Source organism: Ruegeria sp. CDSB113 (assembly GCF_059611045.1).
The window spans coordinates 105,232-130,541 of sequence record NZ_JBXWOU010000012.1 but is presented as its reverse complement, the minus strand read 5'-3'; the positions used below and the strand labels follow the sequence as shown (position 1 = coordinate 130,541).

Here is a 25,310-nt window from a genome sequence, read left to right as displayed (position 1 = left end):
CCACCAACCCACTAGAGGATATCCCAATGAGCGATAAAATTCTGATCACGACTGCCGACGGCAACGTAGGCAGCCACGTACTTGCGCAATTGCGCCAACAAAATGTTGACGCCGTTGCAGGGGTGTTCGAGGAAACGATTGATGGTGTCGAATCCAGAAAAATGGACTTTGCAAACCCAGAGTCACTCGAAAGTGCTCTGGAAGGAATTTCCAAAGTACTCATGGTCATTCCGACGGACCCTGACATGGTGCAGTGGGGCAAAAACTTTCTTGCCGCTGCCAATAAAAGCGACGTGACACATATTGTCCGGCTTAGCACGTCTCTTGCACGAAAAGATGCATCTTTGAAGGCTCCGGGCCTGTTAGGCGCAACCGATAATGACCTGCGGGCGTGTGGCATTGACTACACGATTGTTGCGCCGCAGTTCTTCATGCAGAACTTTTTCAACTTTTATGGCAATGACTACAATAACGGCACGATCTACCTGCCAGCAGCTGATGGCAAGATTGGCTGGGTGGACACCAACGATATCGCGGCTGTTATTGCGGCGGCTCTTCAAGAACCAGAAAAATACAAATCGCAAACGTTGACAATTACGGGTCGCGAAAACCTGTCATACGCGGATGCCGTCTCGACTATGAATGAAGTGTTGGGCAAGCAGTCACAATATGTAGCCGTGTCAGACGACGCTGCAGTTGAAGCAATGACCAACATGCAGTTTCCGCCGTTTATTGTCGACTTCATGCTCAGCCTGAACCAAGCGGTTGTGAAGGGTCACGCCGAAGAAGTGACGGACACTGTCGAGAAAGTGCTAGGTCGCCAACCCGTTACATTCAAGCAGTTCGTAGAGAACAACGCCGAACGCTGGGCCAGCTAAGGCCTTTGGCCTCGCTGTCTCAGGGTAACGTGGGCGCGGGGCACCAAATCAACTGGCTTGCCGGGAACAAATTGCTCTTCAAGCACCGCGTTCCGGCAAGTTCAAACCGCCAACATCTTCGGTATAGTGCTTCGTAAAATGCTTGATCCGAGTGTTTTCCGAAGCGCCTTGACGGGAATCTTGCATTCTGAGGGCCACAAGGCAGCACCATGAAAGCCAATGAACTTTACCCCGACCTGAAATCGCGAATAGTTGCCAAGGAAGGGCTGTTTCATGGCCTTATCGTTGCGATTGTTGTGGCCGTCGCTGCGGAATATTTAGCGCGGCAGTATGGCTCGCCCGCAATGCTGATGGCCTTGCTGCTGGGGATTGCACTTAATTTTCTGTCCGAGGAAGAAAGCTGTTCAGCCGGGATAACATTCGCGGCCAAAACGGTCCTTCGGATAGGTGTCGCACTTTTGGGGGCTCGTATCAGTTTTGGGCTACTGGCCGAAGTAGGTGCGTCAAACGTCATTTTGGTCTTAGCGGCCGTGGTGGTGACAATTCTTTTTGGTTTGCTCTTGGCCCGGCTTCTTGGTCGAGGTTGGCGGTTTGGGTTGCTGACCGGTGGATCAGTGGCGATCTGCGGTGCATCTGCAGCCGTTGCTATCGCCGCCGTTCTTCCAAGAAACGAGAACTCTGACCGAAATCTACTGTTCACCATTCTCTGCGTCACCGTCTTAAGTACTTTGGCAATGATTGCCTATCCGGTGATTGCCGATTTTATAGACCTCACCGATACCGAAACCGGGGTGTTTTTTGGCGGCACTATTCATGATGTCGCGCAGGTCGTTGGCGCAGGGTTCACCGTTTCTCAGGAAGCCGGCGAAACTGCGACACTGGTCAAACTGTTTCGGGTAACCCTTCTTGCCCCACTTGTTATCTTGATCTCGCTCGCGCAACGGGCTGGCAATGCAGAGCAATGGGGTGCCACGGATGAACGCCCCCCACTTATCCCCCACTTCCTTTTGGGGTTCCTGGCGCTTGCAACCTTGAATTCCTTTGATCTATTGCCGCTGTTGCTGGTGGAGCTTTTTTCCGACTTGTCGCGATGGTCACTTCTTGTTGCCATCGCGGCCGTGGGTATGAAGACGTCGATAAAGCCAATTTTGAGTGTCGGACACCAAGCCATCGGCATCATTGTCGCAGAAACCGCTCTCATCGCGATATTCGTCCTCGTCGGGCAAAGACTGATGGCCCAGTAGGTGCAGACAGCGTCTGATGTCGTATCCGTTTGGTCCGATAAGGTTCAAAGAAACCGAACTTGGGATAAGTGATATAGTAATTTCGCAGTCCGTAAGAATATGAAATTCACTATTCACAAGCTCATGAAAGCCAGCTGCGTCCAACCGCATGCGTGAAAATGTGGTGGCAAACACGCTGCAATTCTTAAGTGGAAAAGGAACTGTACCGCGCCTTTGCAGGACGCAGATCAATACTTTCGCTGAGCTGGAATGAGACGGAGGAATTGCAAGGTTTCAATCCGCCCGCATGACGAAAAATGACAATCAACACCTATTAGGAATTCGAACATGTCAATTAGGAAGATAGATACACTGGTTGTTGGTGCCGGGCAGGCAGGTATCGCCCTGAGCGAACATTTACGTAACAATGGTGTGCCACACCTTATTCTTGAAAAGAACCGCGTGGCCGAAGCATGGCGCACGGGTCGCTGGGATTCACTGGTTGCGAATGGGCCAGCTTGGCACGACCGTTTTCCCAACTTAGAGTTTGAAAGCCATGACCAAGATGCATTCGTCCCAAAAGAACAAGTCGCGGATTATCTGAACGACTATGCAAAGATGATCAAGGCGCCAGTCAGCACCGGAGTCGAGGTTATCAAGGCAGAACCGCTTTCGGGCAAAGAAGGTTACCGCGTTGAAACCTCTGACGGTGTGATCGAAGCAACCCGCATCGTGGCTGCTACAGGTGCATTTCAACAACCGGTCATTCCGCCAATTGTGCCCGAAGATTCTCCGGTTCATCAAATACATTCCTTCCATTATCGCAACCCAAAGCAATTGCCAGAAGGCGCCGTGATGGTTGTGGGTGCCGGGTCTTCCGGGGCACAGATTGCCGATGAATTGAACCGTGCCGGGCGCAAAGTGTTTTTGTCCGTGGGGCCACATGATCGCCCTCCACGGGCCTATCGTGGCCGTGACTTTTGCTGGTGGTTGGGTGTGCTTGGGCTTTGGGATGTGCCAGCGATGGAGCCGGGCAAAGAACATGTCACGATCTCGGTCAGTGGTGCTTATGGGGGCCAGACCATGGATTTCCGCCGTCTTGCAAATGAAGGAGTAACTCTACTTGGCATGTCCCAAACCCATGACGATGGAAAACTGACCTTTGCAGGTGATCTGAAAACCAACATCGCAAATGGTGACGCCAATTATCATCAGATGCTTGATGCGGCCGATGCCTATGTCAAAAGCACCGGGATTGACCTTCCGGAAGAACCCGATGCGCGCAAAGCGTGGCCAGAGCCTGAGTGCGTGACAACGCCGATCCGCGAGTTGGATTTTGTAGCCGAGGGGATCACGTCCATTGTCTGGGCCACCGGGTTCCGTCAGGATTTTTCTTGGATCAAGGCAGACACATTCGACGAAAGAGGCACGCCGATACATCAGCGCGGAGTGTCAACGGCGCCGGGAATCTATTTCCTTGGCCTGCCTTGGCAGTCGCGTCGTGGATCAACATTCATCTGGGGTGTTTGGCATGACGCCAAACACATCGCGGATCAAATTGCGACGAAGCGCCATTACCAGGCCTATGCCAGCATATCAGAGCGGGAACTGAATTCGCCTGAACTCCCTGTTGCCACATAAACGGTTCGCCAGATCGAGCACCCTACCCTTTCTGCAGAGCTGATCTCGAAAACAAAAAGACGGAGCGCCAAATGGCACATACTCGAATTCGGAAATTTAATACCAAGAAGACCTATCCCGAACAAAAACTCGACAATGATCTGTGTCAGGCAGTTGTCACAAGCGGTGGCAAGACCGTCTATTTGCGCGGTCAATGTCCCCAAAATTTGGACGATGCGAAGAATATCGAAAGCCATGATCCCGTAGAACAGACCCACAAGGTGATGCAAAACATCAAACAGCTTATTGAAGAGGCAGGTGGCGGCATGGAACATCTGGTGAAGGTGGTCGTCTATATTACCGATGTGCGCCACCGCGAAGATGTTTACCGCACAATGGGAGAATACATCAAAGGCGTTCATCCATGTTCTACAGGCCTCGTTGTACAAGCATTGGCCCGACCCGATTGGTTGGTCGAAATTGATGGCACCGCCGTTATTCCGGACTGATCTCTAAGCTAGACAAAATGCCATGCTCGCGGAAAACGTCGACCTGGCCACAACCAAATCATAGGAAGATATTATGACATTCTCGCTGGTTGCGCGCTGTGTGGACACAGGCATGTTCGGTTTGGCGGTTTCGTCGTCTTCTCCGGCTGTTGCGGCACGGTGCTCTTTTGCCCGGGCCGGAGTTGGAGCTGTAGCGACACAAAACGTCACCGACCCAAGTCTTGGCCCTCTTACGTTGGATCTGATGGAGGCGGGAATGACTGCCGAACAGGCTGTGGAGGAAGCAAAAGCCCGCAGTAGATTTACTGAATACAGGCAGATTCTGGCTGTGGATGCTGTGGGAAAAACCGCGATTCATTCCGGGCCGAAAAGCCTTGGCATCTGGACTCAGGCACGTGAGCAGAACGTGGCGTCGGGTGGCAACATGCTCAACAACGACGGCGTTCCGCAGGCAATTGTAGATGGGTTCCTTTCTTCTACAGGTCATATTGGTGATCGGTTGATAGCTGCAATGCGCGCGGGATTGGCCGCGGGCGGCGAAGCAGGGCCAGTCCACTCGGCCGGTATGAAAATCGTTGATAACGTAAGTTGGCCAATAGCCGACCTGCGCTGCGACTGGAACCAGGACACCTGCCCGATCGAAACCATTGCAACACTTTGGGAAATTTATAAACCACAGATGGACGCCTATACTCAACGTGCGCTCGATCCGCAGATGGCACCATCTTATGGCGTCCCGGGCGACAAGTGACCGCCGGCGGTCGCGATTGTTCAAACCGTATCAACACTTGTTAAGCCATTTTAATCTATAGTTAGCGACCGCGAGAGCAGTGGAGTTTAACAACCAGGACGCTGGTAAAAAGCGCCTTGTTCGGCCCGTCAATTTTGGTGTTAGTCCTTGCAAAGGACGGATTTGGTGCTACTTCGTTGACATGACTTTGCGTGTTACACTGAGGAAGCTCGAATATTTCGTTGCTGTGGGTGAGGCAGGATCGATTTCTGCTGCGGCAAGAAATCTGAACGCATCGTCGCCTTCCATATCGTCAGCCATTTCACAGCTGGAGGCAGATTTTGGTTTCCAACTTTTCGTACGCAAGCATGCTCACGGTTTATCGCTGACACAGGCAGGCAAACAGTTCATCGTGCCAGCCAAAGCGTTACTGACATCTGCAGTATCGCTGACGCATTTGGCGAGTGAGATTACTGGTAAAGTTCAGGGACCACTAACGATAGGCTGCCTTTTGACATTCGCACGTATTATCGTTCCGGGTTTACGTCGAGAATTTGAAGATCGATATCCAGATGTCAAAGTCAATCAGCTCGAACGTGACCAAATTGAACTCTTCAATATGCTCCGCGAAGCAGAGATTGATGTAGCGCTTACCTATGATTTAGATATTCCACCAGATTTGCAATTTGTACCCTTGGTTGAACTGCCACCCTTTGCGTTGACAAGTAAGACGCATCCTCTAGCAGAACGCGATACTGTGATGATCAAGGAACTTCATAAGTATCCAATGGTCTTGCACGATCTTCCATTGAGTATGGATTATTTTCTGTCGCTTTTTCATAATGCCAAAGTCAAACCTCTCGTTGCCGAACGTACAAGCGATATGGCCGTGATGCGCAGTCTTGTAGCAAACAATTTTGGGTATTCTATCGCTAACATTCGGCCGGTCTCTAATGTTGCATCCGATGGTCAAAACTTGCGCTTCATACCGATTGTTGGGGATGTTAGGTCGCTCAATATGGGGCTTGTGACAAGTGAAAATGCTGAGAACGTTCTGACTTTGAAGGCATTCATTGACTATTGCCGTGAACATCTTACGGACCAAGTTATTCAACGATTAGTTGTATCCGAACCGAGCGGATAGAACTTGAAATGACGCAGACTCGGCTTTGACGCGCGTGTTCTGCACCAATCCAATCTTGAAACTTTCCCACTCTGGCCGACAGGCTTAAGGATTTCGATTGTAACCTATTGGTTTTCAACGCTCCCAGTTCAAAAAACATGAACTAATGAATCGTTTTTCCATTGTTTCTCCGAAGGTTTCTATGAAGGTAGGCTGTTTCAGAGCACGCTAAGTGCTGGATGACAGAGGGGACCTGTATCCATCCGCAAACATCCCAAGACTCCAGTACTTTGGTGAATATCGTATTCCGAAGGTTGGAAAATATTGAATCCGGTCCGATCTCAAAAATGGGATCAAACATTAAGACATACTCCGTCGAAAAAGAGAGACGAGTCATAATCGGGAAGACGTCGCGTGATACTTTACTCACTCCCATTTAGTACCTACAGTGCCAAAATCCAGATGCAGTTGGATTTGAAGGGACTGAGCTACACACTAAAAGAACCACCAGGTGGGTACGGAACGCCCGAGTGGAAAAAGCTGGTGCCGCTTGGCACAATTCCCGGGCTTGTGGACGGCGACCTTTGTATTGGTGAGTCGGATGTAATCGCGAACTACATCGAAGATGCTTATCCCGAACACCCTTTGCTTTCGGCTGATCCGGTTCAGCGCGCCCGCCAAAGATTCCTGTGTCGTTATCACGACATGTGGTTAGAGCCCCACATTCGAGGCGTCTTCCCACACATCAACGAACAGACGCGCGACATGGGCGTTGTTGATGCGTCTCTGGATCAATTCCAAGCCTATCTGGATATGCTCGAGCGCCTCTTTGATCCAGATCCTTTTATGTGCGGAAAAGAGATTTCGTTGCCGGATCTGGCCTTTCCCGGAGCGTTCATCATGGCGGATCTTTTGATGCCGCTTTTCGGACGCGCACCTTCATACGGAGAAAAGGTTTCGGTATGGCGTGCGGCAGTTAACGCAGACCCGGTTATCGGACGCATAAGCGAAACTGTCCGATCTGCAAATGTAGCTTGGCTACAGAGTATTTCGTGATGAAGCGCACTAAAGATTTCCACTCACTTCTTTATTCAAAGGTAACAAAATGACCGAGGTTTGTCTTAGTGGCGTGTCGAAATCATACGGTGATTTTCAGGCCGTTGATAATCTAAATCTATCCTGTGAAAGTGGGCAGATGTTGGCGCTATTGGGTCCATCAGGATGCGGCAAGACAACCACATTGTCGATGATGGCGGGCATTAACGATATCAGGGGTGGCAGCATTAAATTCGGAGATCGCGAAGTTTCACACCTCGGGCCGGGTGAGCGAAATATCGCGATGGTTTTTGAGGATTACGCCCTCTATCCGCATCTATCCGTCTTTGAAAACATAGCCTTCCCACTGCGCATTCGGGGGTTGCCTAACGCGGAAATCAAGGCGGCCGTCAACGAAATGCTAGATTTGCTGCATCTCAATGATTTGCGCAATATGAACGTCAAAAAGCTTAGTGGTGGCGCTCAACAGCGGATCGCAATTGGTCGTGCGTTGATCCGTGAGCCAGATGTCATCTTGTTTGATGAACCGCTCAGTCATTTGGATGCAGATCAGAAGATCCGACTTAGAACTGAAATTCGTCACCTGCAGCAATCTCAGAATCTAACGTCTATTCTGGTCACCCATGATCAAACCGAAGCATTTGCCATGGCCGATAGAGTGGCTGTCATGAACCAAGGTGTGTTGCAGCAGCTTGGGTCCCCTCAAGAGCTTTATGACAATCCAGCAAACACCTTTGTGGCGACCTTCATCGGGGAGCCGCCGATGAATTTGCTGGATGCAACGGTGACCGATCAAAACGGTGATCTGACACTTCTTGGCAGCGGTTGGGCATCCCCGCTTAGCGCCGAGTTGACAAAGCTTTTGCGTCAAAGGGGCGAGATTGAAGTGGTTGCTGGCTTGCGGCCTGAAAGAATGCGCATTGCCAAGACCACCAAGGCTGCCAAACCTCAAGGTGAATTTGAAGGAAATGTTTTCTTTCGAGAACACCGAGGTGACACGAACATGATCGTGTTGGAAACTAAGTCACGCGAAATCGTAGCCGATCCGCTTCGGATATTTGCTGATCTGGATGACGGGACGTCGGCATCACTGCGTAAAGGCGATCACGTTCGACTGGCATTCAATCCTGATGATCTTTGCTTGTTCAGCAAGATTTCGGGTCAAAACCTCAACCGACTAAATTCAGATGCAGGGGGTCGATAGGTCAATGCTGGACACTAGATCTCTTACCAAAACTTTCGGCGATGAAATTGCGGTCAATGACATCGACCTGACGGTTCAGCCCGGTAAAATCCTTGCGATTACCCGCCCGTCACGTGCCGGGAAAAGTACCCTTTGCCGGATGCTTTCTTTTGTAGAAACTGCCACCACCGGTTCGTTCAGCTTGGCGGGTGAGGATCTTACCCGCTCGCAATGAAACGGGAGAATTGACCATGACCCACGTAGTTCTTATTGGCGCAGGACAAGCGGCAACTACACTTGCGTTCAAACTACGCGAACTTGGCCATGCGGGACCCATCACCTTGATTGGCGACGAGCCTGACTTACCCTATCAACGCCCTCCGCTGTCAAAAGCATACCTTTTAGGCGACATAGCCCGTGAACGGTTGTTCCTAAAACCGCAAATTGCGTATGACGAAGCGCATATCACGTTGCAACTAGGTGCACCTGCACGTCAGATTAATCCCCACCTGCGCAGTGTCACCCTTGCTGATGAAACATTGCGTTATGATGAGTTGGTGTTGACCACTGGTTCCGCCCCGATCCGTTTGCCGGCGGCGATTGGCGGCAATTTAGGTGGCGTTTTCTGTGTGCGCACGCTTGCAGATATTGATGCAATGGCTCCCGAATTTTGCGCAGGGCGACATGTGCTTATTGTCGGCGGTGGCTACATCGGATTAGAAGCCGCTGCTGTAGCAACCAAACTTGGCTTAAACGTAACCGTGGTCGAAATGGCAGAACGTATCTTAAAGCGTGTCGCTGCTCCACAAACGGCGGATTACTTTCGAAACCTGCATCACCGCCACGGTGTACGTATCCTTGAAGGGGTCGGGTTAAGCGAATTGATCGGCGCAGAAAAAGTGTCAGAAGCACGCTTGAGTGACGGTCAAGTTCTGAATGTTGATTTCGTCATCGCCGGGGTTGGTATTCGACCCAATACGCACTTGGCAGAAGCAGCAGGACTGACAATCGACAACGGCATCAAGACCGATGCCTACGGCCAAACGTCTGCCGCACATATTTGGGCTGCTGGCGATTGCGCGTCTTTTCCGATAGGGTCATCACAAATTCGGCTGGAAAGTGTGCCCAATGCCATTGAACAGGCCGAAGCCGTAGCTGCCAATGTATTAGGAAGCAAAGCACCTTATGAAGCCAAGCCATGGTTTTGGTCGGATCAGTATGATGTCAAACTACAGATTGCAGGACTAAATGGTGGCTATGACCATGTTGTCACCCGTGCAGGCGCCCGTCCGGATACGAGATCTCATTGGTACTATCTCGGCGCTACCCTGTTGGCGGTAGATGCCATGAATGCACCGCGTGATTACATGGTCGGCAAGCGATTAATCGAGGCGGGAAAGTCGCCAGACCCGGGCGTTATCGCAGCGCCAGAAACTGTGCTAAAGGCACTGTTATGACCAAAGGTGTAAATCGGTATGCATCGAATGGCCCACGTTCACTCTAATATGAGTTGTTCAGGATAAGCGACAAACGCGTCGTTCATTACTTGTTTGCCTAGCTACTCCACCGATAACATCCCGAAAAGTTTAGTTTTCAGAAGCATGATTTCAGCAAACCTAAAGCCAAGAAATGGACAGGTAACTTGTCATTTTAGGAATTTTGGTTATTGGAGATAATGCAGTAAGACTGTTTCAACCTTATGACACTTTCTGTGAATCCCGGAGGCAAAATGCCCACGGAATCGGTCGGATGATCTGACCGTCGCGGAGCAAAATTCCGCAGTCTGACACCCGAGGCAATTGAGCTGAGGGTGGGGAGATGTATTCTGTGGAGCTTTATGGTCGGGTACGGCTTGCGTGCCATGTCCAGGGAATGGGCAAGAGTGAGGCAGCGCGGCATTTCGGGATCGACCGAAAGACCGTTGCGAAGATTCTGAAGCATGCGGTTCCGCCTGGATACCGTCGGCAGAACCCACCGGCGCGCCCTAAGCTTGATCCGTTCGTGGCGATCATCGACGAGATTCTCGAAGAAGATAAGTCGCGGCTCAAGAAGCAGCGGCATACAGCCAAGCGCATCCATGAGCGTCTGCGCGATGAACACAGCTTCACCGGCGGGATTACCATTGTCACCGACTATGTGCGGGAGAAGAAGCGCCGGAACCGCGAGGTATTCGTGCCTTTGTCGCATGCGCCGGGGCATGCCCAGGTAGATTTTGGAGAGTCGCTTGGGGTGATCGGCGGCGTTGAATGCAAGCTGCATTATCTCGCGATGGCGCTGCCGCACTCGGATGCGTTTTTCATCAAGGCCTACCCGGCAGAGACGACCGAAGCGTTCTGCGATGGGCACAATGCGGCTTTTGCATTCTTCGGCGGCGTGCCGCTGTCGATCCTGTATGACAACACCTCGATCGCTGTTGCCAGGATTTGCGGCGACGGGAAGCGGGAGAGGACCAGAACCTTTGCCGAGTTGCAGTCGCATTACCTGTTCGAAGACAAGTTTGGCCGCCCCGCCAAGGGCAATGACAAAGGCAATGTCGAAGGTGTAATCGGCTATGGGCGGCGGAATTTCCTCGTGCCCGCGCCCAGGTTCAACAGCTTCGATGAGCTGAATGCCCGGCTCGAAGAACAATGCCTGAGGCGCCAGGACGATATCGTGCGCGGTCATTCAGAGCCGATCGGCGAGCGCCTGATGCGCGATCTGGACGCGCTGATGGTGTTGCCGTCCACGCCCTATGATGCCTGTGACAAGGTCAGCACCCGGGCCACATCGATCTCGATGGTCCGATATCGCAACAATGATTATTCCGTGCCGGTCGCCTACGCCCACCACGAGGTTCAGGTCCGGGGCTACGTCCATGAGGTGGTCATCGGCTGCGGCGCAGAGGTGATCGCCCGCCACAGCCGGTCCTACGAGAAGGCCGACATGGTCTTCGATCCGATGCACTACCTGCCTTTGCTGGAGCAAAAGGTCGGGGCATTGGATCAGGCCGCCCCACTCAAAGGCTGGGACCTGCCCGCCGAGTTCGCCACCCTGCACCGGTTGCTGGAAGCGCGGATGGGAAAGAAGGGCAAGCGCGAGTACGTTCAGGTTCTGCGCCTGCTGGAGACCTTCGAGATGGCCCATGTCCATGGCGCCATCAAGTACGCTCTTGGCCACGGCACTATTGGCTACGACGCGGTCAAGCATCTCGTGCTGTGCCGGATCGAGAAGCGCCCACCGCGGCTCGATCTCGACGTCTATCCCTACCTGCCCAAGGCACAGGTCGAGACGACGGACCCGGCCAGCTACAAGGTGCTGATGTCCGGGGCGATGGTATGACCGATACGCCACAGGTCCTGCTGCAGCATCATCTCAAGAAGCTGCGCCTGCCGACCTTCAACAGCGAGTATGACAAGCAGGCACGGCAGTGTGCGGCGGAGAACAAGGATCATGTGCAGTATCTGCTGCGGCTCTGTGAGCTGGAGCTGATCGAGCGCGAACGCCGGATGATCGAGCGCCGGATAAAGGCCGCGAAGTTTCCGGCGACCAAGAGCCTGGACAGCTTTGACTTCAAGGTGATTGCGTCACTGAACAAGGTCCTGACGATGGAACTCGCCCGCTGCGCCTTCGTCGATCGGCGAGAGAACGTCATCGCCCTGGGCCCGAGTGGCACCGGTAAAACGCACGTCGCCCTGGGGCTCGGGCTGGCGGCCTGCCAGAAGGGGCTCAAGGTTCGCTTCACGACCGCTGCCGCCCTGGTCCACGAACTGATCGAGGCTGCCGACGAACGGCGCCTGCAGCGTCTGCAAAAGCTGCTGGTCAGCCAGGACCTGCTGATCATCGATGAACTCGGCTTCGTCCCGCTCAGCAAGACCGGCGCCGAGTTGCTGTTCGAGGTTATCTCCCAGCGCTACGAGCGCGGCTCCATCGTCATCACCTCCAACCTGCCATTCGATGAATGGACCGAGGTCTTCGGCTCAGAGCGCCTCACGGGCGCCATTCTGGACCGCCTGACCCATCACGTGCATATCCTTGAAATGAACGGCGAAAGCTTCCGGCTGCGCGAGAGCCGAAAAGCCCAAACCTGAACTCCATAAACCCGCGATCAGAAGGGCTGGCCTGCGGCCAGCGCGCCTTGGCACGCGTCAGCTATCTGGAGAGCACGCGCGCCAAGGCGCAGCTAACTCCCAACCAAACTGTCCAATTTTACACCGGGAAACTGACCCATTTTGCGCCGGGATTGACACTTTCGCCTCAACATGAGAACAGGGGGTATCCCATAGACAATAGTTAGGTCGTCTTGCCTCGCGGGAAGGTAGCTAAAAACTCCAATTTTCATGACGGGCCCAGATCAACATTCCTAGCTGGGTTTGAAAAGATCTTGGAAATGTAAGTATCACTGCCTAATATTTCCTTGCCGCCGTTCATGCGCCCCGGGTGCAGAACAGCGTCTAAGCGTAGGCTGGCGACATATTACGGGAAGTTGCAAATAAATTGGCATTACCCCCTAAATACATGAGCGCAGCAATGCGGGCGATGGTCATGGTGGGGAGATAGAAATTTTGGGTTCGATACTACGCCCAAGTTTGTCAAACACCCGATCACGGAAGGCCTTAATATGTTCAACCGCCAGACGATCTGATTCATCGAGTTGCCTATTTTCAATGGCCGAAAGAATCAACTTATGTTCGGTGACAGTTCGCAAAACATCCATGCGTTGTCTTTCTTCGTTAAATTCCCGATACCAGATCCAGCCAATCCGCATGCCAAGAACCGACAATTTCATTAAATGTTCTGCGACGAATTCATTTGACGCAGCGTCCGCAATGGCGCTGTGGAAAGCAAGGTTTGCTTCGCTAAGAACGATGGGATCGTCGCCTTTCGCCGCCTTTTCATACACTTCGCATGCCAGACGGATGGTCTCAAGATTAGCTGTGGTTCGCCGGTGGCAAGCCCAGTGTTGCAACGTACGATGGGCTAGCTCCAGAGCTTCAAAATACTGTGTTAGTCCCAGTGCGTCCAATGGCGTAACCTGTGCGCCGTGATTTGGTGAAAGCGTGACCAGCCGATTCTGGGCGAGCCGCACTAAAGCCTCACGTAGTGGCGTCCGCGACACGCCAAGTTCTTTGGCAAGAGAAACTTCATCAATTTTTGAGCCCGGAGCCAGATCCATGCACACAATCAAACGCTGCAGCTTTGAATAGGCCAAATCGGTACCCTCGCCCCGCTTTACCTTCGTTTTCTTCGATATATCGCTCGGCAAATTACACACCATTTCTTGCATGTTAGTATCGTGTTTTCAAAAGCTTACGTTTTCATTCCTGTTACAATAGAGCGTTTAGAACACCTTGTTGCAAGAGAGCTCCGGTCTGCTGAGAATGTCGCGGGTCAAAATCCCTCACAAACAACCGCAGCCTGCTACTGGTATCATCACTTCGCTCAGTTTCTCAACAAACGATATTGACTTGGTCCCATTTTGCATTTTTAGTGTATGCAAGATAAATGCAATGCGACATATTGGACATAATAAGAAATGGACATGGCAGAAAACTCTGAATCCCCAGCAAAGCCAGCATCCACAATCGGGCCTTCACAGGCAGCACGTGAACTGATCGGCAGAAAAGAACTGCGTCAACTTATGACGCGCAAGAATGTACCGGGACTTATCTTCTTAACCGGACACTTGTCGCTGATCGCTTTAACTGGATATCTAATATTCATAAGCCCGGCCGGCTGGCTTACTCTGCTGGCAATGTTTGTCCATGGCATATTTATTGTGCATCTGTTTGCGCCTTTGCATGAATGCAGCCATTCAACAGCGTTCAAATCGAAATGGCTCAATGATACAGTTTATTGGGGATGTTGCTTAGCGCTTGGGCTGTCGCCGCTGCATTTCAAGCTTCAACACGTCGATCATCACACCTACACACAGGACATTGACCGTGATCCACAGATGATCATCATGCCCGAAACACTTTTTGGGTATATTTTTTACGCAACAGCGCTTCCGTATTTGTATGACACCACCAGAGCGCTTTTTCGTCATGCGAGGGGGCGCTTTAACGAGAAAGAACTGAAGTACATTTATGAGTCCGCCGCACCGCGCATTGTCCGTCAGTCGCGTATCATGATCGGCTTCTATTTCGCGCTCCTAATAATATCGCTCATCACTCAAAGTTGGGCTGTCGCGATCTATTGGTTGATTCCGCGGATAATTGCCGAACCTGTCGAACGGCTCATCCGGGTTGCTGAGCACAATGGATGTGATCGCGTTCCCAACATGTTGATTAACACCCGCACAGTATTGTCTCTTCCTTTGGTGCGTTGGCTTTCCTGGAACATGCCCTTGCATACTGCCCATCACGCTGTTCCTCAGGTGCCGTTTTACGCCATTCCAAAGCTGAACGAATATATTGTCGCGCACACCAAAGATGTTCGGGACGGCTATCCACAAACAGTCGCTTTTCAGGTGTCCCGGCTGGTTGAGCAGGAGCGACAAATACAAAGAGGCGAATTTGGTCTCATGTCAAAAAGACTGGATTAGTAAAGTTCGTCTTTCACCGAAACAAACCGATTAACCGGAGGAAGTACGTCAAGATGTCAGGGGAAAATTGGATTGATGCAATCGCCTGCGATGAAGTTGGTGAAGATTTTCCAGAGGAAATCACAGTTAACGGCCACTATTTGGCGATATATCAGTACAAGGATCAATACTATGCAACTTCCGGATTTTGCAGCCACGAGGACGCAAAACTTTGCGACGGTTATCTCGATGGCGGCATCATCGAATGCCCCTTGCATCATGCTCGGTTTGAGATTGCTACAGGCAAAGTATTGAGTGAACCCGCGACTAAAAACCTCGTGATTTACCCAATTCAAGTGCGTGATGGGCGGATCTACATCTCGGTCCCCAATGCAGCATAAGAGCTGTTTTGCCCTTCGCCGAACAGAAGATAAATGACTCTTGATTTAAGCAAGAGCGATTATTCCAACAACAACAAAGGGAACGAAAACATGAAATTTATTTGTACCGCGTTAGTCGCCGCCGCCGTGGTAGCGACCGGAATGAACGGTAGCAGCGCAGCAGCAGCGGATCTGGACAAAACCGAACTTCAGGTGGTTGGCACGTGGAGCAATGTTTCCCACTGGAGCAAATTTGAAAGCCCATTTTGGGAGAACATGGTGCCTGAGGCTTCAGAAGGCGTAGTGACGGCCAATATCCGGCCGATGGATGAATTGGGTCTGTCTGGCTACGAGATGATGCGGCAACTCAAACTTGGCGTGTTTGACGCGGTGCACACCCTCGCTGTCTACTCAGCGTCAGATGTACCTCTGGCGAGCGGTATTGATCTGGCCGGCTTGGTGAGGGATCGGGAATCCTATTCGAAACTTGTCGCGGCCTACCGCCCCATCTTGGAAGAGGAATTCGAAAAGGTCTACAACGCCAAGATATTGGGCATGTACAGTTTTTCCAGCTATTCCATGATGTGCAATCTGCCAGAAGAGGCAGAAAAGAAGGGCCTTGATGCGATAGCAGGGCTTAAGATCCGCAGCCACTCTACCCCGATGAGCGATTTCATCGAAGGCTTGGGCGGCACTGCTGTGACGATGCCGTTTGGCGATGTTGTGCCAGCATTGCAACAAGGTACGGTAGATTGCGCGGTAACTGGCATGCTGGCTGGCTATCAGGCTAAATGGTGGCAGGTGACCAACACCTATCTTGACATCAATCTCGGGTTCGGCACCGTCGTTCTTGCCGCAAATCTGGATACTTGGAACGGCCTTTCCCCAGAGACCCAGAATTTTCTGCGTGAACAGGTTTCCGAGCTTGAAGGCCTCGTTTTGGCTGAGGCTCCGGTGGAAGATGCACTTGGTGTCAACTGCTATGCCAGCGGGCCTTGTGCAATTGGAGAGCTTGGTATGAACAAGCCGATCCATTTGTCCGAAGCAGATCTGGCCCGGGTTGACAGTATTGTCAACGATATCGTGTTGCCCAAGTTTGCCGAACGCTGTGGCGAGGTATGTATCGGCAAGTGGAACGGTTCTGTTGGTGCGGCACTCGGCGTGAGTGCGAGCAAGTAGCCTTGTACTCATTCATCTAGGTGCGGAGCTGGTGCGCGCATTGTTTTCTCCGGCTCCCTCCTGTCAACTTGAGCTGAAGACGAAACCGAAGAGAAAAGGTAATTGATCTGAAAATGCTCACAATTATTTATCAAAGCCTCTTTCATTGGTCGCGGATAATTATCCAAATTAACGGATTTGTTCTGCTGGCTGTAGCAATCCTGGTGACGGTCGATGTGATTGCCCGAAAGCTATTCAGCATTACGCTGTCGGGATCGGACGAAATATCAGGCTATGTTCTCGCGGTGATGTCGGTTTGGGCCTATTCCTATTGCGTGCTGCATCGCAGCCACATTCGCGTTGATGTCGGCTACAATTTGTTCCCGAACTGGGTGCAGCGCATTTTCGATATTCTCGGTATCCTCGCGCTCTTGGTGTTTATTTCTATCCTTAACTACCGGGCTTTGGGTGTCTTCCTTGAAACGGTTAAAAACGGGTCTGTTTCGAACACTACACTTCAATCTCCTCTCTGGATACCTCAGCTTTTTTGGGTTTCCGGGTTCTTCTTTTTTACGTTCACGTTGATCATAGTTTTTGCCCGAACGCTCGTTGCATTGTTTACGGGCGATCCGGCAGCCATTGCGCGGATAGCTGGCATCCCGTCAATCGCAGATGAAGTCGAAACCGAAACACGGAACATTTCGTAGTTTCAAATGATCTTTGAGGGGAGGTTTCATTGTGAAGATTACATTTACACTGCTAGTTATTTTTGTGTTTATCGGCATACCGGTTGCTGCCGCTTTGGGTTTGCTGGGGCTCAGCCTGGACTTTATCTATGCGAATGGACGACTGTCCCGCGGAATCGGTGAATTCCTCTGGGAGAGCACACGACTTACGTTGCTTGTATCGGTGCCGATGTTTATCCTTCTTGGCGAATTGATACTGCGCTCGGGCATCGCGCGTGGGATGTACAATGCGATTTCGATTTGGCTATCCTGGCTTCCGGGTGGCTTAATGCATGCCAATATCGGAACATGTACCATTCTTGCGGCTTCTTCCGGCTCTAGCGTTGCAACTGCGGCAACCGTTGGCACGGTGGCTTATCCGCAGATCGAGGAACGCGGCTATCACGAAGGCCTGTTTCTGGGCTCGATCGCGGCAGGTGGAACGCTTGGTATTTTGATCCCCCCTTCAATCAATCTTATTCTCTATGGGCTGATAACCAATAACTCTATCCCTGAACTTTATCTTGCGGGTCTTATTCCCGGAGTACTTCTTGCGGTGTCGTTTATGGTGACCATTTGCCTGCTGTGTGTTTGGAAGAAAGAGCTTGGGAACGACAAGATCCACGCTAGCTGGTCCGATCGTATTGCAGCCTTACCCCATTTGCTGCCTCCAGTAGTTTTGTTTGTTCTGGTCGTTGGGTCGATTTATGCTGGCGTCGCAACGCCAACTGAATCGGCATCTGTTGGAGTGACAGCGGCGTTGATCATGGCCTGGACGGTTGGGAAACTGAATTTCTCTATGCTGCGTGAGGCTTTGGAAGGCACTTTACGTACCACCGGGATGATTATGCTCATCACGTCGTCCGCAATGTTCCTCAATTATGTGCTCGGCTTCATTGGCGTCACGCAAGCGTTGACCTCATCAGTACTCGAATTTGATCTTACCCCGTCTCAGATAATCTTGGCTGTCATCTTGTTCTACCTTGTCTTGGGTATGTTTATGGAAACACTTTCGATGATGCTGACAACCGTTCCGTTGGTCTACCCGATCGTGGCGCAAGCAGGATTCGACGGCATCTGGTTCGGCATCCTAGTTACGCTTCTGATTGAATTGGCATTAATTACACCGCCAATCGGGATCAATTTATTTGTGGTGCAGAGCATCCGATTGAAAAATGGACCCATCAAAGATGTGTTCTTGGGCGTGCTGCCGTTTGCAGTTACAATTCTTGTGATGATTGGCATTCTTGTGTCATTTCCCGGGCTAGCGCTTTGGCTTCCGTCTCTATTCTATTGATACAAATTGGGAAGGTTGCAGCATGGATCGTCTGCTGAGTGTTATTGATGCCATCCCGCATGACAGGGGTCGGCCTCAATGGTGAATAGTATTGAGATTCTGCAATGATTAAGGCCAGCGTTTATTCGAAAATCACTTCGTCGCATTGGGGTGCTTTTCGCGCGAACACAGATGGCAAGAGAATTCTTTCTGTCCAGTCGTTTGACGAAGATACAGAACCTTCAGGTATTTCTCAAATTGTACCCAAAGCAGTACACCATGATACCCGCGTCGCCCGACCCTCCATTCGCACCAGTTGGTTAAAAGGGCAAAAAGGCGTACGGCACGAGGCGACGAGGGAAAGCTTTACTGACGTCCCGTGGGACGAGGCTCTTGATCTTGCCGCGCAAGAAGTCGCACGAGTGCGGCGGGCGTATGGCAACGGGGCAATTTTTGGCGGATCCTACGGATGGGCAAGCGCCGGTAGGTTTAATCATGCGCAAAGCCAACTAAAGCGGTTCCTGAATTGTGCGGGTGGATGTGTTACAGGCTATGGCAGCTACAGCGCCGGCTCATCTTATGTGATTATCCCCCACATTTTTGGTGCCGAGCACATGGATTTCAGCAGTGCGTGGCAGAATACTTGGACTGATATTGTTGATCACACGCAAACTCTGGTAGCATTTGGGGGGGTAAACCCCAAAAACTCCCAAGTAAACGCTGGTGGAATTGGCGATCACAGAACGGCGAGCCGGCTGTCAAAATTGCTGACCAATGGAGCGGAAATTCATACGATCAGCCCATTGGCATCGGATGGCCCGCCCGGTGGGACATGGACATCGGTCACGCCAGGAACGGACGTCGCATTGATGCTCGGCCTCGCGTTTGTTCTTGAAACCGAAGATCTTGTAGATCGTGATTTTCTAAATCGCTGTACAGAAGGCTATGATGTATTACGGGGCTACATACTGGGGGAGCACGACAATTTTGCTAAAAACCCGGAATGGGCTTCCGAACTGTGTGGCGTTCCGGAGGAGACCATTCGAAAACTGGCACACCGCATGGCCGGCAGCCGGACGATGATTACGGTTGCCTGGGCTCTGCAACGTGCACAGCATGGGGAACAAACCTATTGGATGGCGTCTGCTTTGGCCGCGATGCTGGGTCAGTTTGGTTTACCGGGGGGCGGTGTTGGGTTTGGCTACGGTGCGGTGGCAGGGACCGGAGCAGATGTGGCACCGCTTTCGGGCTGCACGTTTCCACAAGGACACAATCCGATCAATGATTTCATACCGGTTTCGCGGGTAGCGGATATGCTGCTCAATCCTGGAGGTGCCTACCAGTTTAACGGGCAAGACAGGGCATATCCTGATGTCAGGCTAATTTATTGGGTGGGTGGTAACCCTTTTCACCACCATCAAGATTTGCATCGTTTGATAACCGCTTGGGAAAAACCCGAAACCATCATCGTGAATGAACCTTGGTGGACTGCCACTACAAAGCGTGCGGATATTGTTTTTCCGGCAACGACGTCATTTGAGCGTGAGGACATCGGGCGTGATAAATCGGACAACTATCTGTTCTTTATGCCTCAATTGATTGAGCCCGTCGGAGAAGCACGCGATGACCATATCATCTTCCGGGAACTGGCTGATCGCCTAGGAGTGGGCGAGAAATTTGCACAAGGACGTAGTTCAAAAGAATGGATACGTCACCTTTACAGTCAATTTCAAAAAAGTTGTTTGGATAAATCTGTTAAAGTGCCTGATCTTGATGAGTTAAAGGAAAAAAACTGGGTGAAGCTGGACATTGAGGGTTCGCGTGCGCCGTCGCCGTTTGTCAAGTTTCGAGCTGAACCGGAAAAATACCCTTTGAACACACCCTCCGGGCGGATCGAGATATTTTCTGAGACAATTGAGGGATTTGGCTATGATGGCGTGCGGGGGCACCCGGCTTGGAACGCCCCGACCGAAGGCATTGGCAGCAAGTTGGCCGAAAAGTTTCCACTGCATCTGTTGTCACCGCAACCCGCCGACAAACTGCACAGCCAGTTTGAATCCGCTTTAGCCGATGTAGAAAATGCGCGGCCAATGCGGATTTTGATACACACGGAAACCGCAGAAGAGCGCGATATTCGGGATGGTGAATTGGTCGAAGTGTTCAATGAACGTGGTAAATGCAAAGGCCGTGCGCAATTCAGCACCGAGATTCACAAAGATGTGGTCTTATTGCCAACTGGGGCTTGGCTGGATCTTGATCCTCAGGGTTACGACAAACATGGTAACCCCAATGTGTTGACTCCAGACATAGGAACATCGTCGCTGGCGCAAGGCTCAGCGGCAAACACAGCTTTGGTCGATGTTCGCGGTATCGGGTGAACAACCGGATCGGATACAAAAAAGGTTCTGGAAGCCAAAAATGCACTAAATCGTCCAGTACCGCACCAACAATCGCAAGCCAATGCAATTCATATCACGCTGATAGTATTGCCAAGTTGTTAGCACAGCTTGACTCCGTAATGACCTTTTCATGAAAGTTCCGACCAGCATGCCGCGGCTGTGGGGCTTTCGCTTTCCTCGAGAGGTGATTTCCTACGCGGTTTGGCCTTACCATCGCTTCGGCTTGAGTATGGCAGATGTTGAGGACTTGCTTGCGGAGGGGGCGCCATTGTCAGCCGAGAGGCGTACCACATTGTGTCTTGGAATCACTGGCTGACCTTCATTTGATTCAATCTGATTTGAATTCGGATGAAATGGGCTTCCCCTTCCGATCAGTTTCACTGATATCTGGCATTTCTTCCAGTACTGCCGAATTTGCATCAGAAGAGGGAGGTATAATCTTTAGGCGACTATAAAATCTTTGGTTGTTGTTTCAATAACTTCCCATGTGCCGACGAAACCTGCACGCATGAAGAATGTGTCGCCCGCTTGATAGCGATGCTCATTGCCATTTTCATCAGTAATCACCGAGACACCGGACAGGATGTTGCAGTATTCCCATTTGTCGCAAGTCAGCTTCCACTTACCGGGAGTTGCTTCCCACACGCCACAAATCAGGTCGTCGGTCTTTTCTGTAATCCAGGCCGTGAAAGTAGGTGCACCTGAAATCACGTTTTCTGAATCAGGGGCGCCTTTGGAACCTTCGCCTGTTGCTTTGTTAGTTTGGACAAGTTCTGACATGTGTAAATCCTTATGTCTTGGGGGTTGGGTAACATCCTGACTACGCAGATAAAATCAGCTATACTGCGTGATCAATTTTTCGGCGTTTCCGAATAGAATTTGTTCTTGTTCGACGGTGCTCAGCTCGGCGTTTTCTACAGCTATTCGTGTATAATCCGTCGGGAAGAAGGGATAATCGGTGCCAAAAAAGATACGATCGGCGCCAATCTTTTTGACGGCCAATTCAAGCGCACCAGTGCCCATCGACCCATTGTCGAAATACATCTGCCGCAACAGGTGGCGAAAATCCGGGATGGCGTCGGGTGTTCTCGTTTGCGCCACATGCTCCATCCGTTCGACAACAAACGGCAGCGTTCCTCCTAGGTTGATCATCTGAAAAGTTACATTGCTGAGGCGTTTGATGTTCTCCGAGAACGCAAGCGTGACAACCACATGCGCGGCCTCGTTCTGAAGGTCCAGAACCGAAGCGCGGTACATTTGAGAGTCCGAATAGGTGACAACATCCTTCAACTCATCCGCATTTGGCCCGGGGTGAACCATAATGTGACAGCCAAGGTTGTCGGCTTCTTTGAAGATCGGCCAAAGGTGCATCATTTGGGCTTGAGTGCGCAGGTACCCCGCTGGCAGAATTACACCGATATGGCCAAGTTCTAGCCGTAACCGACGCAACTCAGCCACTGATGCGTCAACATCGGCAAGCGGCAAACCTGCGAGCGTTACAAAACGATCTGGATGCTGTCCGCGGATCTCTGCCAATGCATCGTTATACTGTGGAACAAATTCCCTAGCTTCTTTTGGCGGTAGAACGTCCAGCCCGATATTGGCGGGAAACGTGATCATTTGCGTCGAAATGTTCAACGCATCCATATATTCAAGCCGAGGCGTCAATGACGCATCCGTATGAGGGAACGCCATGCGCTTGGCAGCGGTAATCAGATCATATTGGCCTTCTGAAACCAACTCTAGACGCGGAACGCCTGCCCGTTCGCTCAGCTTTTGCACCACGCTGTCACCATGGTAATGCGAATGCATGTCGATGGCGGGGCTGCGCCACTTAGGTCTTTGCTGTGTTTCAGCCATTTCAAATACCGATGTCGACGCGAATTTCGCTTAGCTCCGACCCGCGAGGATGTGCTGCGATCATATCTTGTAATTCAGGTCGGTCCAGAAACACCATTCTGCCATCACGCCAGAAATCCATCCCATCAAACGATACGGTTTGGTCATAGATCGACCAACCAATTTCACCCGGTGGATAGTTTCCGCAGGTGTGAAAATGCAGCCGCCGTGGGCTTGAAAACGTCAGGTTTGTCCAACGCCACAAGTTATCTGTGGGCGCATCGGTGTAGTATGTGTGGCCATTTATCCCCGCGTGCCAAGAATGCACACAATCAGGGTCAATTCCCAACTCGCCAGAAACTCTCGCATAGTGCTCTTCAATTGTTTTGACGGCCTCGGGATCGCCCTCAAATCCGGCAATACGTCCATCACGAACATTGGCCACTACGGGATTTTTGAACAGAATGTAATCCGGATTATAAGTGCTGTTGCCGGATGCTGTCAGCCAATGGGACAAAACAACCTTCCCTGACATATCAGAACAACTGATTGGCCGGAAAATGCCGATGGGAAAGTTCAGCAAAGTGAACCCCGCCTTGGTGCCAGCAGCCGGTGGCTGATAGTCATGCGTACCGCTGACGTCAGTGCCTAGAGGGCAGGTGATCCGCCATTTTTTCACGCCGGCAATCGCGTCTTCCAGCTTACCAAGCATCGATTCCAGTAATTGATGAGGAACAGTACAGAAAGGAGAACCAAGATATTTAAGGTCCAACGCGTAACACATGGTCTTCGTGGACTTGCCGCTGATTTTTGTGAATCTAACCTGATCGCCAATGCGAGAGAAGAAGATCGCATGATCAGCCGAATTGATCGTTTCCATCATTTCATCGGTCAGATGTTCAGGACCTTTAAGCACACCCATTCTTGTTTTGGTCACAGTCGCCCCAAGAGCCTGTGCGACCTCAGCTACGAAATCAGGCGCCTCTTCATCATAATAGTTTACCCCCTCGGGTTCTTTGATGATGATGACACTGTCGCCATTCTTCACACCAATGCAGTTGATTAGAAGGTTCTCGGCACCAAGCCTTGGATTGTTTTCCTGCGGATTCATAGGGCCCTCCTTGATCTGGGCAAAATCGTCGTCAAATGCTCAATTTAGGAGGAGATTTGATGCGATCGATGATATTTTTTAATATCTATCGCAGAGGCATCTTCAGCAGCAATTACGAAGAACAACAGCATTGCTTCGCCTTTTCCGTGCATAGCCACAGCTCGTTGAAAGTCGCGAAACGGATCACGGTCCATTTAAAGAAATACGAAAATATGGGTGCAAAGATAGTGAAGTGCTGAGGCTTTTAGATCAGTTCGAGCGCCCAAAGTTGTTCGATCTGATGGGATTAAGGCTTGTGGTTCTGCAGTTCACAATCAGCCAATCTGTGACGTGTTTCACGTCCTGAGTTCTGCCAAGATTCGATCCATCATAGCATCGCATGCGACTATCTGACCCAAAGAGACATATTCATCGGGCTTGTGCCCTTGTCCTTCCATGGAACCGGGACCGCAAACAATAGTGGGGATACCCAGTTGGTCAAAGAATCCAGCTTCGGTTCCAAATGCGACTTTAGTTGTTGTATCAGTCTGAGCCAGCCTTTGCGCCATCGCGACAACGGGCGCGGCTTCGGTAACATCAAGACCAGGATAGCAATTATACGGATCAATTTCGATCGCAGCTTCTGAGCTCGTCCGCCGATAGGATTGTTCTACACGTTCAGCCGTAGCCTTGATGCGGGATAAGATGTCCTCTGCACGATCTGCTGCAAGATGGCGATATTCAAAGATTATCTCGGCATGGTCCGGGACAATGTTCAGGGCCATGCCACCGTTCATCTTACCAACATGCACCGTTGAGTAAGGCACTGCATAACCAAGATCTCGTCCGCCACTTTTGGCCAGATCAGCCTGCAAATTTCGCAATTCGACAATGAAGTCCGACGCCATGTGCAGCGCGTTCACAAATTGGGGAGCAAGGGCCGAATGGCCGCTCTGACCGCGACAAACAGCACGCAGCGCAGCTTTTCCTTTGTGGCCAATAGCCACCTGCATCTCGGTTGGTTCCCCAACAAAGCACGCCCGAGGCGTGCCAAGCAAAGGTACAAGATGTTCCATCATATTGCGAATGCCCACGCATCCAATTTCTTCATCATAGGACAGTGAAATTTTCAGCGGCTCCTTCAAATCTGCCTGCGCAGACCGATCCGCCAGTGCAAGAACCGACGCGACATAGCCCTTCATATCCGTAGTACCCCGGCCATAGAGCTTGTCGCCGTCTTGCCTAAGCTGGAACGGATTACCGCTCCAACTTTGCCCTTCGACCGGCACAACATCAGTGTGCCCAGACAGCAATATCCCATCTCCAGCAGGGCCTTTTTCTGCGTAGATGCCCGCCTTTTGACCTGTCTCGTCAGGGATACGGTTAGTCGTAAATCCCCGGCCTTTCAGGAAGTTCTCTGCATACTCAATTAGGTCCAGATTGGATTTGGCGCTGACCGTGTCAAAACCAATCAGTTTATCCAGTATTTCTAATGTAGATGTCATTCGAGTCACCATTGCTACTGTAGTCTTTTAGGCGGCATGGCGGCGCTGTGCCGATGCCCTCTTTGTTTTGTGTTAGTTCACCAGCCGTGGCTGACTGGAAATGTACTCAATACG

General features: G+C 51.3%; 24 protein-coding genes and 1 pseudogene. 19 read left to right on the top strand and 6 right to left on the bottom strand.

All coding sequences use genetic code 11. From position 1 onward, the window contains the following. Nucleotides 1–26 precede the first annotated feature (26 nt). The 12 genes from AC2FIS_RS18515 (at nucleotide 27) to istB (ending at nucleotide 12,389) form a co-directional block, all read left to right on the top strand. Complete coding sequence (locus tag AC2FIS_RS18515; protein ID WP_496774844.1) at nucleotides 27–878, top strand: NmrA family NAD(P)-binding protein; 852 nt, start codon at nucleotides 27–29, stop codon at nucleotides 876–878. Nucleotides 879–1,087: 209 nt separating this feature from the next. Then, on the top strand, nucleotides 1,088–2,122 hold the full coding sequence (locus AC2FIS_RS18510) for a YeiH family protein (protein ID WP_496774843.1): 1,035 nt from the start codon (nucleotides 1,088–1,090) through the stop codon (nucleotides 2,120–2,122). Between the two features lie 327 nt (nucleotides 2,123–2,449). Continuing rightward, nucleotides 2,450–3,742 carry a flavin-containing monooxygenase gene (locus AC2FIS_RS18505; RefSeq protein ID WP_496774842.1) on the top strand — a complete coding sequence of 431 codons (1,293 nt, stop codon included), beginning with the start codon at nucleotides 2,450–2,452 and terminating at the stop codon, nucleotides 3,740–3,742. Between the two features lie 71 nt (nucleotides 3,743–3,813). Further along, on the top strand, nucleotides 3,814–4,230 hold the full coding sequence (locus tag AC2FIS_RS18500) for a RidA family protein (protein WP_496774841.1): 417 nt from the start codon (nucleotides 3,814–3,816) through the stop codon (nucleotides 4,228–4,230). Nucleotides 4,231–4,303: 73 nt separating this feature from the next. Further along, nucleotides 4,304–4,981, top strand: a complete 678-nt coding sequence (locus AC2FIS_RS18495; RefSeq protein WP_496774840.1) for a DUF1028 domain-containing protein — start codon at nucleotides 4,304–4,306, stop codon at nucleotides 4,979–4,981. 181 nt (nucleotides 4,982–5,162) lie between these two features. Then, nucleotides 5,163–6,104 carry a LysR substrate-binding domain-containing protein gene (locus AC2FIS_RS18490; protein WP_496774839.1) on the top strand — a complete coding sequence of 314 codons (942 nt, stop codon included), beginning with the start codon at nucleotides 5,163–5,165 and terminating at the stop codon, nucleotides 6,102–6,104. Between the two features lie 393 nt (nucleotides 6,105–6,497). Continuing rightward, the gene (locus AC2FIS_RS18485; protein ID WP_496774838.1) at nucleotides 6,498–7,139 is read left to right on the top strand and encodes a glutathione S-transferase family protein; all 642 of its coding nucleotides are present in this window, start codon (nucleotides 6,498–6,500) and stop codon (nucleotides 7,137–7,139) included. A 49-nt stretch (nucleotides 7,140–7,188) separates the two neighbouring features. Then, on the top strand, nucleotides 7,189–8,343 hold the full coding sequence (locus AC2FIS_RS18480) for an ABC transporter ATP-binding protein (RefSeq protein WP_496774837.1): 1,155 nt from the start codon (nucleotides 7,189–7,191) through the stop codon (nucleotides 8,341–8,343). Nucleotides 8,344–8,347: 4 nt separating this feature from the next. After that, nucleotides 8,348–8,557 carry an ATP-binding cassette domain-containing protein gene (locus tag AC2FIS_RS18475; RefSeq protein WP_496774836.1) on the top strand — a complete coding sequence of 70 codons (210 nt, stop codon included), beginning with the start codon at nucleotides 8,348–8,350 and terminating at the stop codon, nucleotides 8,555–8,557. Between the two features lie 16 nt (nucleotides 8,558–8,573). After that, complete coding sequence (locus tag AC2FIS_RS18470) at nucleotides 8,574–9,779, top strand: NAD(P)/FAD-dependent oxidoreductase (protein WP_496774835.1); 1,206 nt, start codon at nucleotides 8,574–8,576, stop codon at nucleotides 9,777–9,779. A 361-nt stretch (nucleotides 9,780–10,140) separates the two neighbouring features. Next, nucleotides 10,141–11,640 (top strand): IS21 family transposase, encoded by a 1,500-nt coding sequence (gene istA, locus AC2FIS_RS18465; RefSeq protein ID WP_496774834.1) that lies wholly within the window; start codon nucleotides 10,141–10,143, stop codon nucleotides 11,638–11,640. Continuing rightward, the gene (gene istB / locus AC2FIS_RS18460; protein ID WP_496774833.1) at nucleotides 11,637–12,389 is read left to right on the top strand and encodes an IS21-like element helper ATPase IstB; all 753 of its coding nucleotides are present in this window, start codon (nucleotides 11,637–11,639) and stop codon (nucleotides 12,387–12,389) included. The genes istA and istB overlap by 4 nt, the downstream gene beginning before the upstream one ends. 452 nt (nucleotides 12,390–12,841) lie before the next feature. On the opposite strand, the gene AC2FIS_RS18455 is transcribed toward istB, so the two are convergent. Further along, nucleotides 12,842–13,585 carry a GntR family transcriptional regulator gene (locus AC2FIS_RS18455; RefSeq protein WP_496774832.1) on the bottom strand — a complete coding sequence of 248 codons (744 nt, stop codon included), beginning with the start codon at nucleotides 13,583–13,585 and terminating at the stop codon, nucleotides 12,842–12,844. A gap of 255 nt (nucleotides 13,586–13,840) precedes the next feature. Between AC2FIS_RS18455 and AC2FIS_RS18450 the strand changes: the two genes are divergently transcribed. The 7 genes and pseudogenes from AC2FIS_RS18450 to AC2FIS_RS18420 all read left to right on the top strand — a co-directional run. Beyond that, nucleotides 13,841–14,845 (top strand): fatty acid desaturase, encoded by a 1,005-nt coding sequence (locus AC2FIS_RS18450; protein WP_496774831.1) that lies wholly within the window; start codon nucleotides 13,841–13,843, stop codon nucleotides 14,843–14,845. 53 nt (nucleotides 14,846–14,898) lie between these two features. Beyond that, nucleotides 14,899–15,225 (top strand): non-heme iron oxygenase ferredoxin subunit, encoded by a 327-nt coding sequence (locus AC2FIS_RS18445; protein ID WP_496774830.1) that lies wholly within the window; start codon nucleotides 14,899–14,901, stop codon nucleotides 15,223–15,225. Nucleotides 15,226–15,315: 90 nt separating this feature from the next. Then, entirely contained in the window at nucleotides 15,316–16,383 is a 1,068-nt protein-coding gene (locus AC2FIS_RS18440; RefSeq protein ID WP_496774829.1) for a TRAP transporter substrate-binding protein, read from the top strand. 113 nt (nucleotides 16,384–16,496) lie between these two features. After that, entirely contained in the window at nucleotides 16,497–17,069 is a 573-nt protein-coding gene (locus tag AC2FIS_RS18435; protein ID WP_496774828.1) for a TRAP transporter small permease subunit, read from the top strand. A gap of 28 nt (nucleotides 17,070–17,097) precedes the next feature. After that, nucleotides 17,098–18,384: a TRAP transporter large permease gene (locus tag AC2FIS_RS18430; RefSeq protein WP_496774864.1), complete on the top strand. Its 1,287-nt coding sequence runs from the start codon at nucleotides 17,098–17,100 to the stop codon at nucleotides 18,382–18,384. A 104-nt stretch (nucleotides 18,385–18,488) separates the two neighbouring features. After that, entirely contained in the window at nucleotides 18,489–20,741 is a 2,253-nt protein-coding gene (locus AC2FIS_RS18425) for a molybdopterin-dependent oxidoreductase (RefSeq protein ID WP_496774827.1), read from the top strand. 151 nt (nucleotides 20,742–20,892) lie between these two features. Continuing rightward, nucleotides 20,893–21,056, top strand: a pseudogene (locus tag AC2FIS_RS18420) (IS6 family transposase); the annotation flags it as partial. Between the two features lie 147 nt (nucleotides 21,057–21,203). On the opposite strand, the gene AC2FIS_RS18415 reads toward AC2FIS_RS18420, so the two are convergent. From AC2FIS_RS18415 to argE, 5 genes are all read right to left on the bottom strand, one after another. Next, entirely contained in the window at nucleotides 21,204–21,542 is a 339-nt protein-coding gene (locus AC2FIS_RS18415; RefSeq protein WP_496774826.1) for a cupin domain-containing protein, read from the bottom strand. 54 nt (nucleotides 21,543–21,596) lie between these two features. Beyond that, on the bottom strand, nucleotides 21,597–22,622 hold the full coding sequence (locus tag AC2FIS_RS18410; RefSeq protein ID WP_496774825.1) for an amidohydrolase family protein: 1,026 nt from the start codon (nucleotides 22,620–22,622) through the stop codon (nucleotides 21,597–21,599). 1 nt (nucleotide 22,623) lies between these two features. Further along, a complete protein-coding gene (locus tag AC2FIS_RS18405) occupies nucleotides 22,624–23,712 on the bottom strand; it encodes a hypothetical protein (RefSeq protein WP_496774824.1) in 1,089 nt (362 codons plus the stop codon). A 44-nt stretch (nucleotides 23,713–23,756) separates the two neighbouring features. Beyond that, nucleotides 23,757–23,906 carry a hypothetical protein gene (locus AC2FIS_RS18400; protein ID WP_496774823.1) on the bottom strand — a complete coding sequence of 50 codons (150 nt, stop codon included), beginning with the start codon at nucleotides 23,904–23,906 and terminating at the stop codon, nucleotides 23,757–23,759. Between the two features lie 141 nt (nucleotides 23,907–24,047). Further along, complete coding sequence (gene argE / locus AC2FIS_RS18395; protein ID WP_496774822.1) at nucleotides 24,048–25,196, bottom strand: acetylornithine deacetylase; 1,149 nt, start codon at nucleotides 25,194–25,196, stop codon at nucleotides 24,048–24,050. Nucleotides 25,197–25,310: the final 114 nt, after the last annotated feature.

Bases quoted from the DNA above. Each gene is read 5' to 3' on its own strand.
- AC2FIS_RS18515 (WP_496774844.1), top strand. From the start codon at position 27: ATGAGCGATAAAATTCTGATCACGACTGCCGACGGCAACGTAGGCAGC.
- AC2FIS_RS18510 (WP_496774843.1), top strand. From the start codon at position 1,088: ATGAAAGCCAATGAACTTTACCCCGACCTGAAATCGCGAATAGTTGCC.
- AC2FIS_RS18505 (WP_496774842.1), top strand. From the start codon at position 2,450: ATGTCAATTAGGAAGATAGATACACTGGTTGTTGGTGCCGGGCAGGCA.
- AC2FIS_RS18500 (WP_496774841.1), top strand. From the start codon at position 3,814: ATGGCACATACTCGAATTCGGAAATTTAATACCAAGAAGACCTATCCC.
- AC2FIS_RS18495 (WP_496774840.1), top strand. From the start codon at position 4,304: ATGACATTCTCGCTGGTTGCGCGCTGTGTGGACACAGGCATGTTCGGT.
- AC2FIS_RS18490 (WP_496774839.1), top strand. From the start codon at position 5,163: ATGACTTTGCGTGTTACACTGAGGAAGCTCGAATATTTCGTTGCTGTG.
- AC2FIS_RS18480 (WP_496774837.1), top strand. From the start codon at position 7,189: ATGACCGAGGTTTGTCTTAGTGGCGTGTCGAAATCATACGGTGATTTT.
- AC2FIS_RS18475 (WP_496774836.1), top strand. From the start codon at position 8,348: ATGCTGGACACTAGATCTCTTACCAAAACTTTCGGCGATGAAATTGCG.
- AC2FIS_RS18470 (WP_496774835.1), top strand. From the start codon at position 8,574: ATGACCCACGTAGTTCTTATTGGCGCAGGACAAGCGGCAACTACACTT.
- istA (WP_496774834.1), top strand. From the start codon at position 10,141: ATGTATTCTGTGGAGCTTTATGGTCGGGTACGGCTTGCGTGCCATGTC.
- istB (WP_496774833.1), top strand. From the start codon at position 11,637: ATGACCGATACGCCACAGGTCCTGCTGCAGCATCATCTCAAGAAGCTG.
- AC2FIS_RS18455 (WP_496774832.1), bottom strand. From the start codon at position 13,585: ATGCAAGAAATGGTGTGTAATTTGCCGAGCGATATATCGAAGAAAACG.
- AC2FIS_RS18450 (WP_496774831.1), top strand. From the start codon at position 13,841: ATGGCAGAAAACTCTGAATCCCCAGCAAAGCCAGCATCCACAATCGGG.
- AC2FIS_RS18445 (WP_496774830.1), top strand. From the start codon at position 14,899: ATGTCAGGGGAAAATTGGATTGATGCAATCGCCTGCGATGAAGTTGGT.
- AC2FIS_RS18440 (WP_496774829.1), top strand. From the start codon at position 15,316: ATGAAATTTATTTGTACCGCGTTAGTCGCCGCCGCCGTGGTAGCGACC.
- AC2FIS_RS18435 (WP_496774828.1), top strand. From the start codon at position 16,497: ATGCTCACAATTATTTATCAAAGCCTCTTTCATTGGTCGCGGATAATT.
- AC2FIS_RS18425 (WP_496774827.1), top strand. From the start codon at position 18,489: ATGATTAAGGCCAGCGTTTATTCGAAAATCACTTCGTCGCATTGGGGT.
- AC2FIS_RS18415 (WP_496774826.1), bottom strand. From the start codon at position 21,542: ATGTCAGAACTTGTCCAAACTAACAAAGCAACAGGCGAAGGTTCCAAA.
- AC2FIS_RS18410 (WP_496774825.1), bottom strand. From the start codon at position 22,622: ATGGCTGAAACACAGCAAAGACCTAAGTGGCGCAGCCCCGCCATCGAC.
- AC2FIS_RS18405 (WP_496774824.1), bottom strand. From the start codon at position 23,712: ATGAATCCGCAGGAAAACAATCCAAGGCTTGGTGCCGAGAACCTTCTA.
- AC2FIS_RS18400 (WP_496774823.1), bottom strand. From the start codon at position 23,906: ATGGACCGTGATCCGTTTCGCGACTTTCAACGAGCTGTGGCTATGCAC.
- argE (WP_496774822.1), bottom strand. From the start codon at position 25,196: ATGACATCTACATTAGAAATACTGGATAAACTGATTGGTTTTGACACG.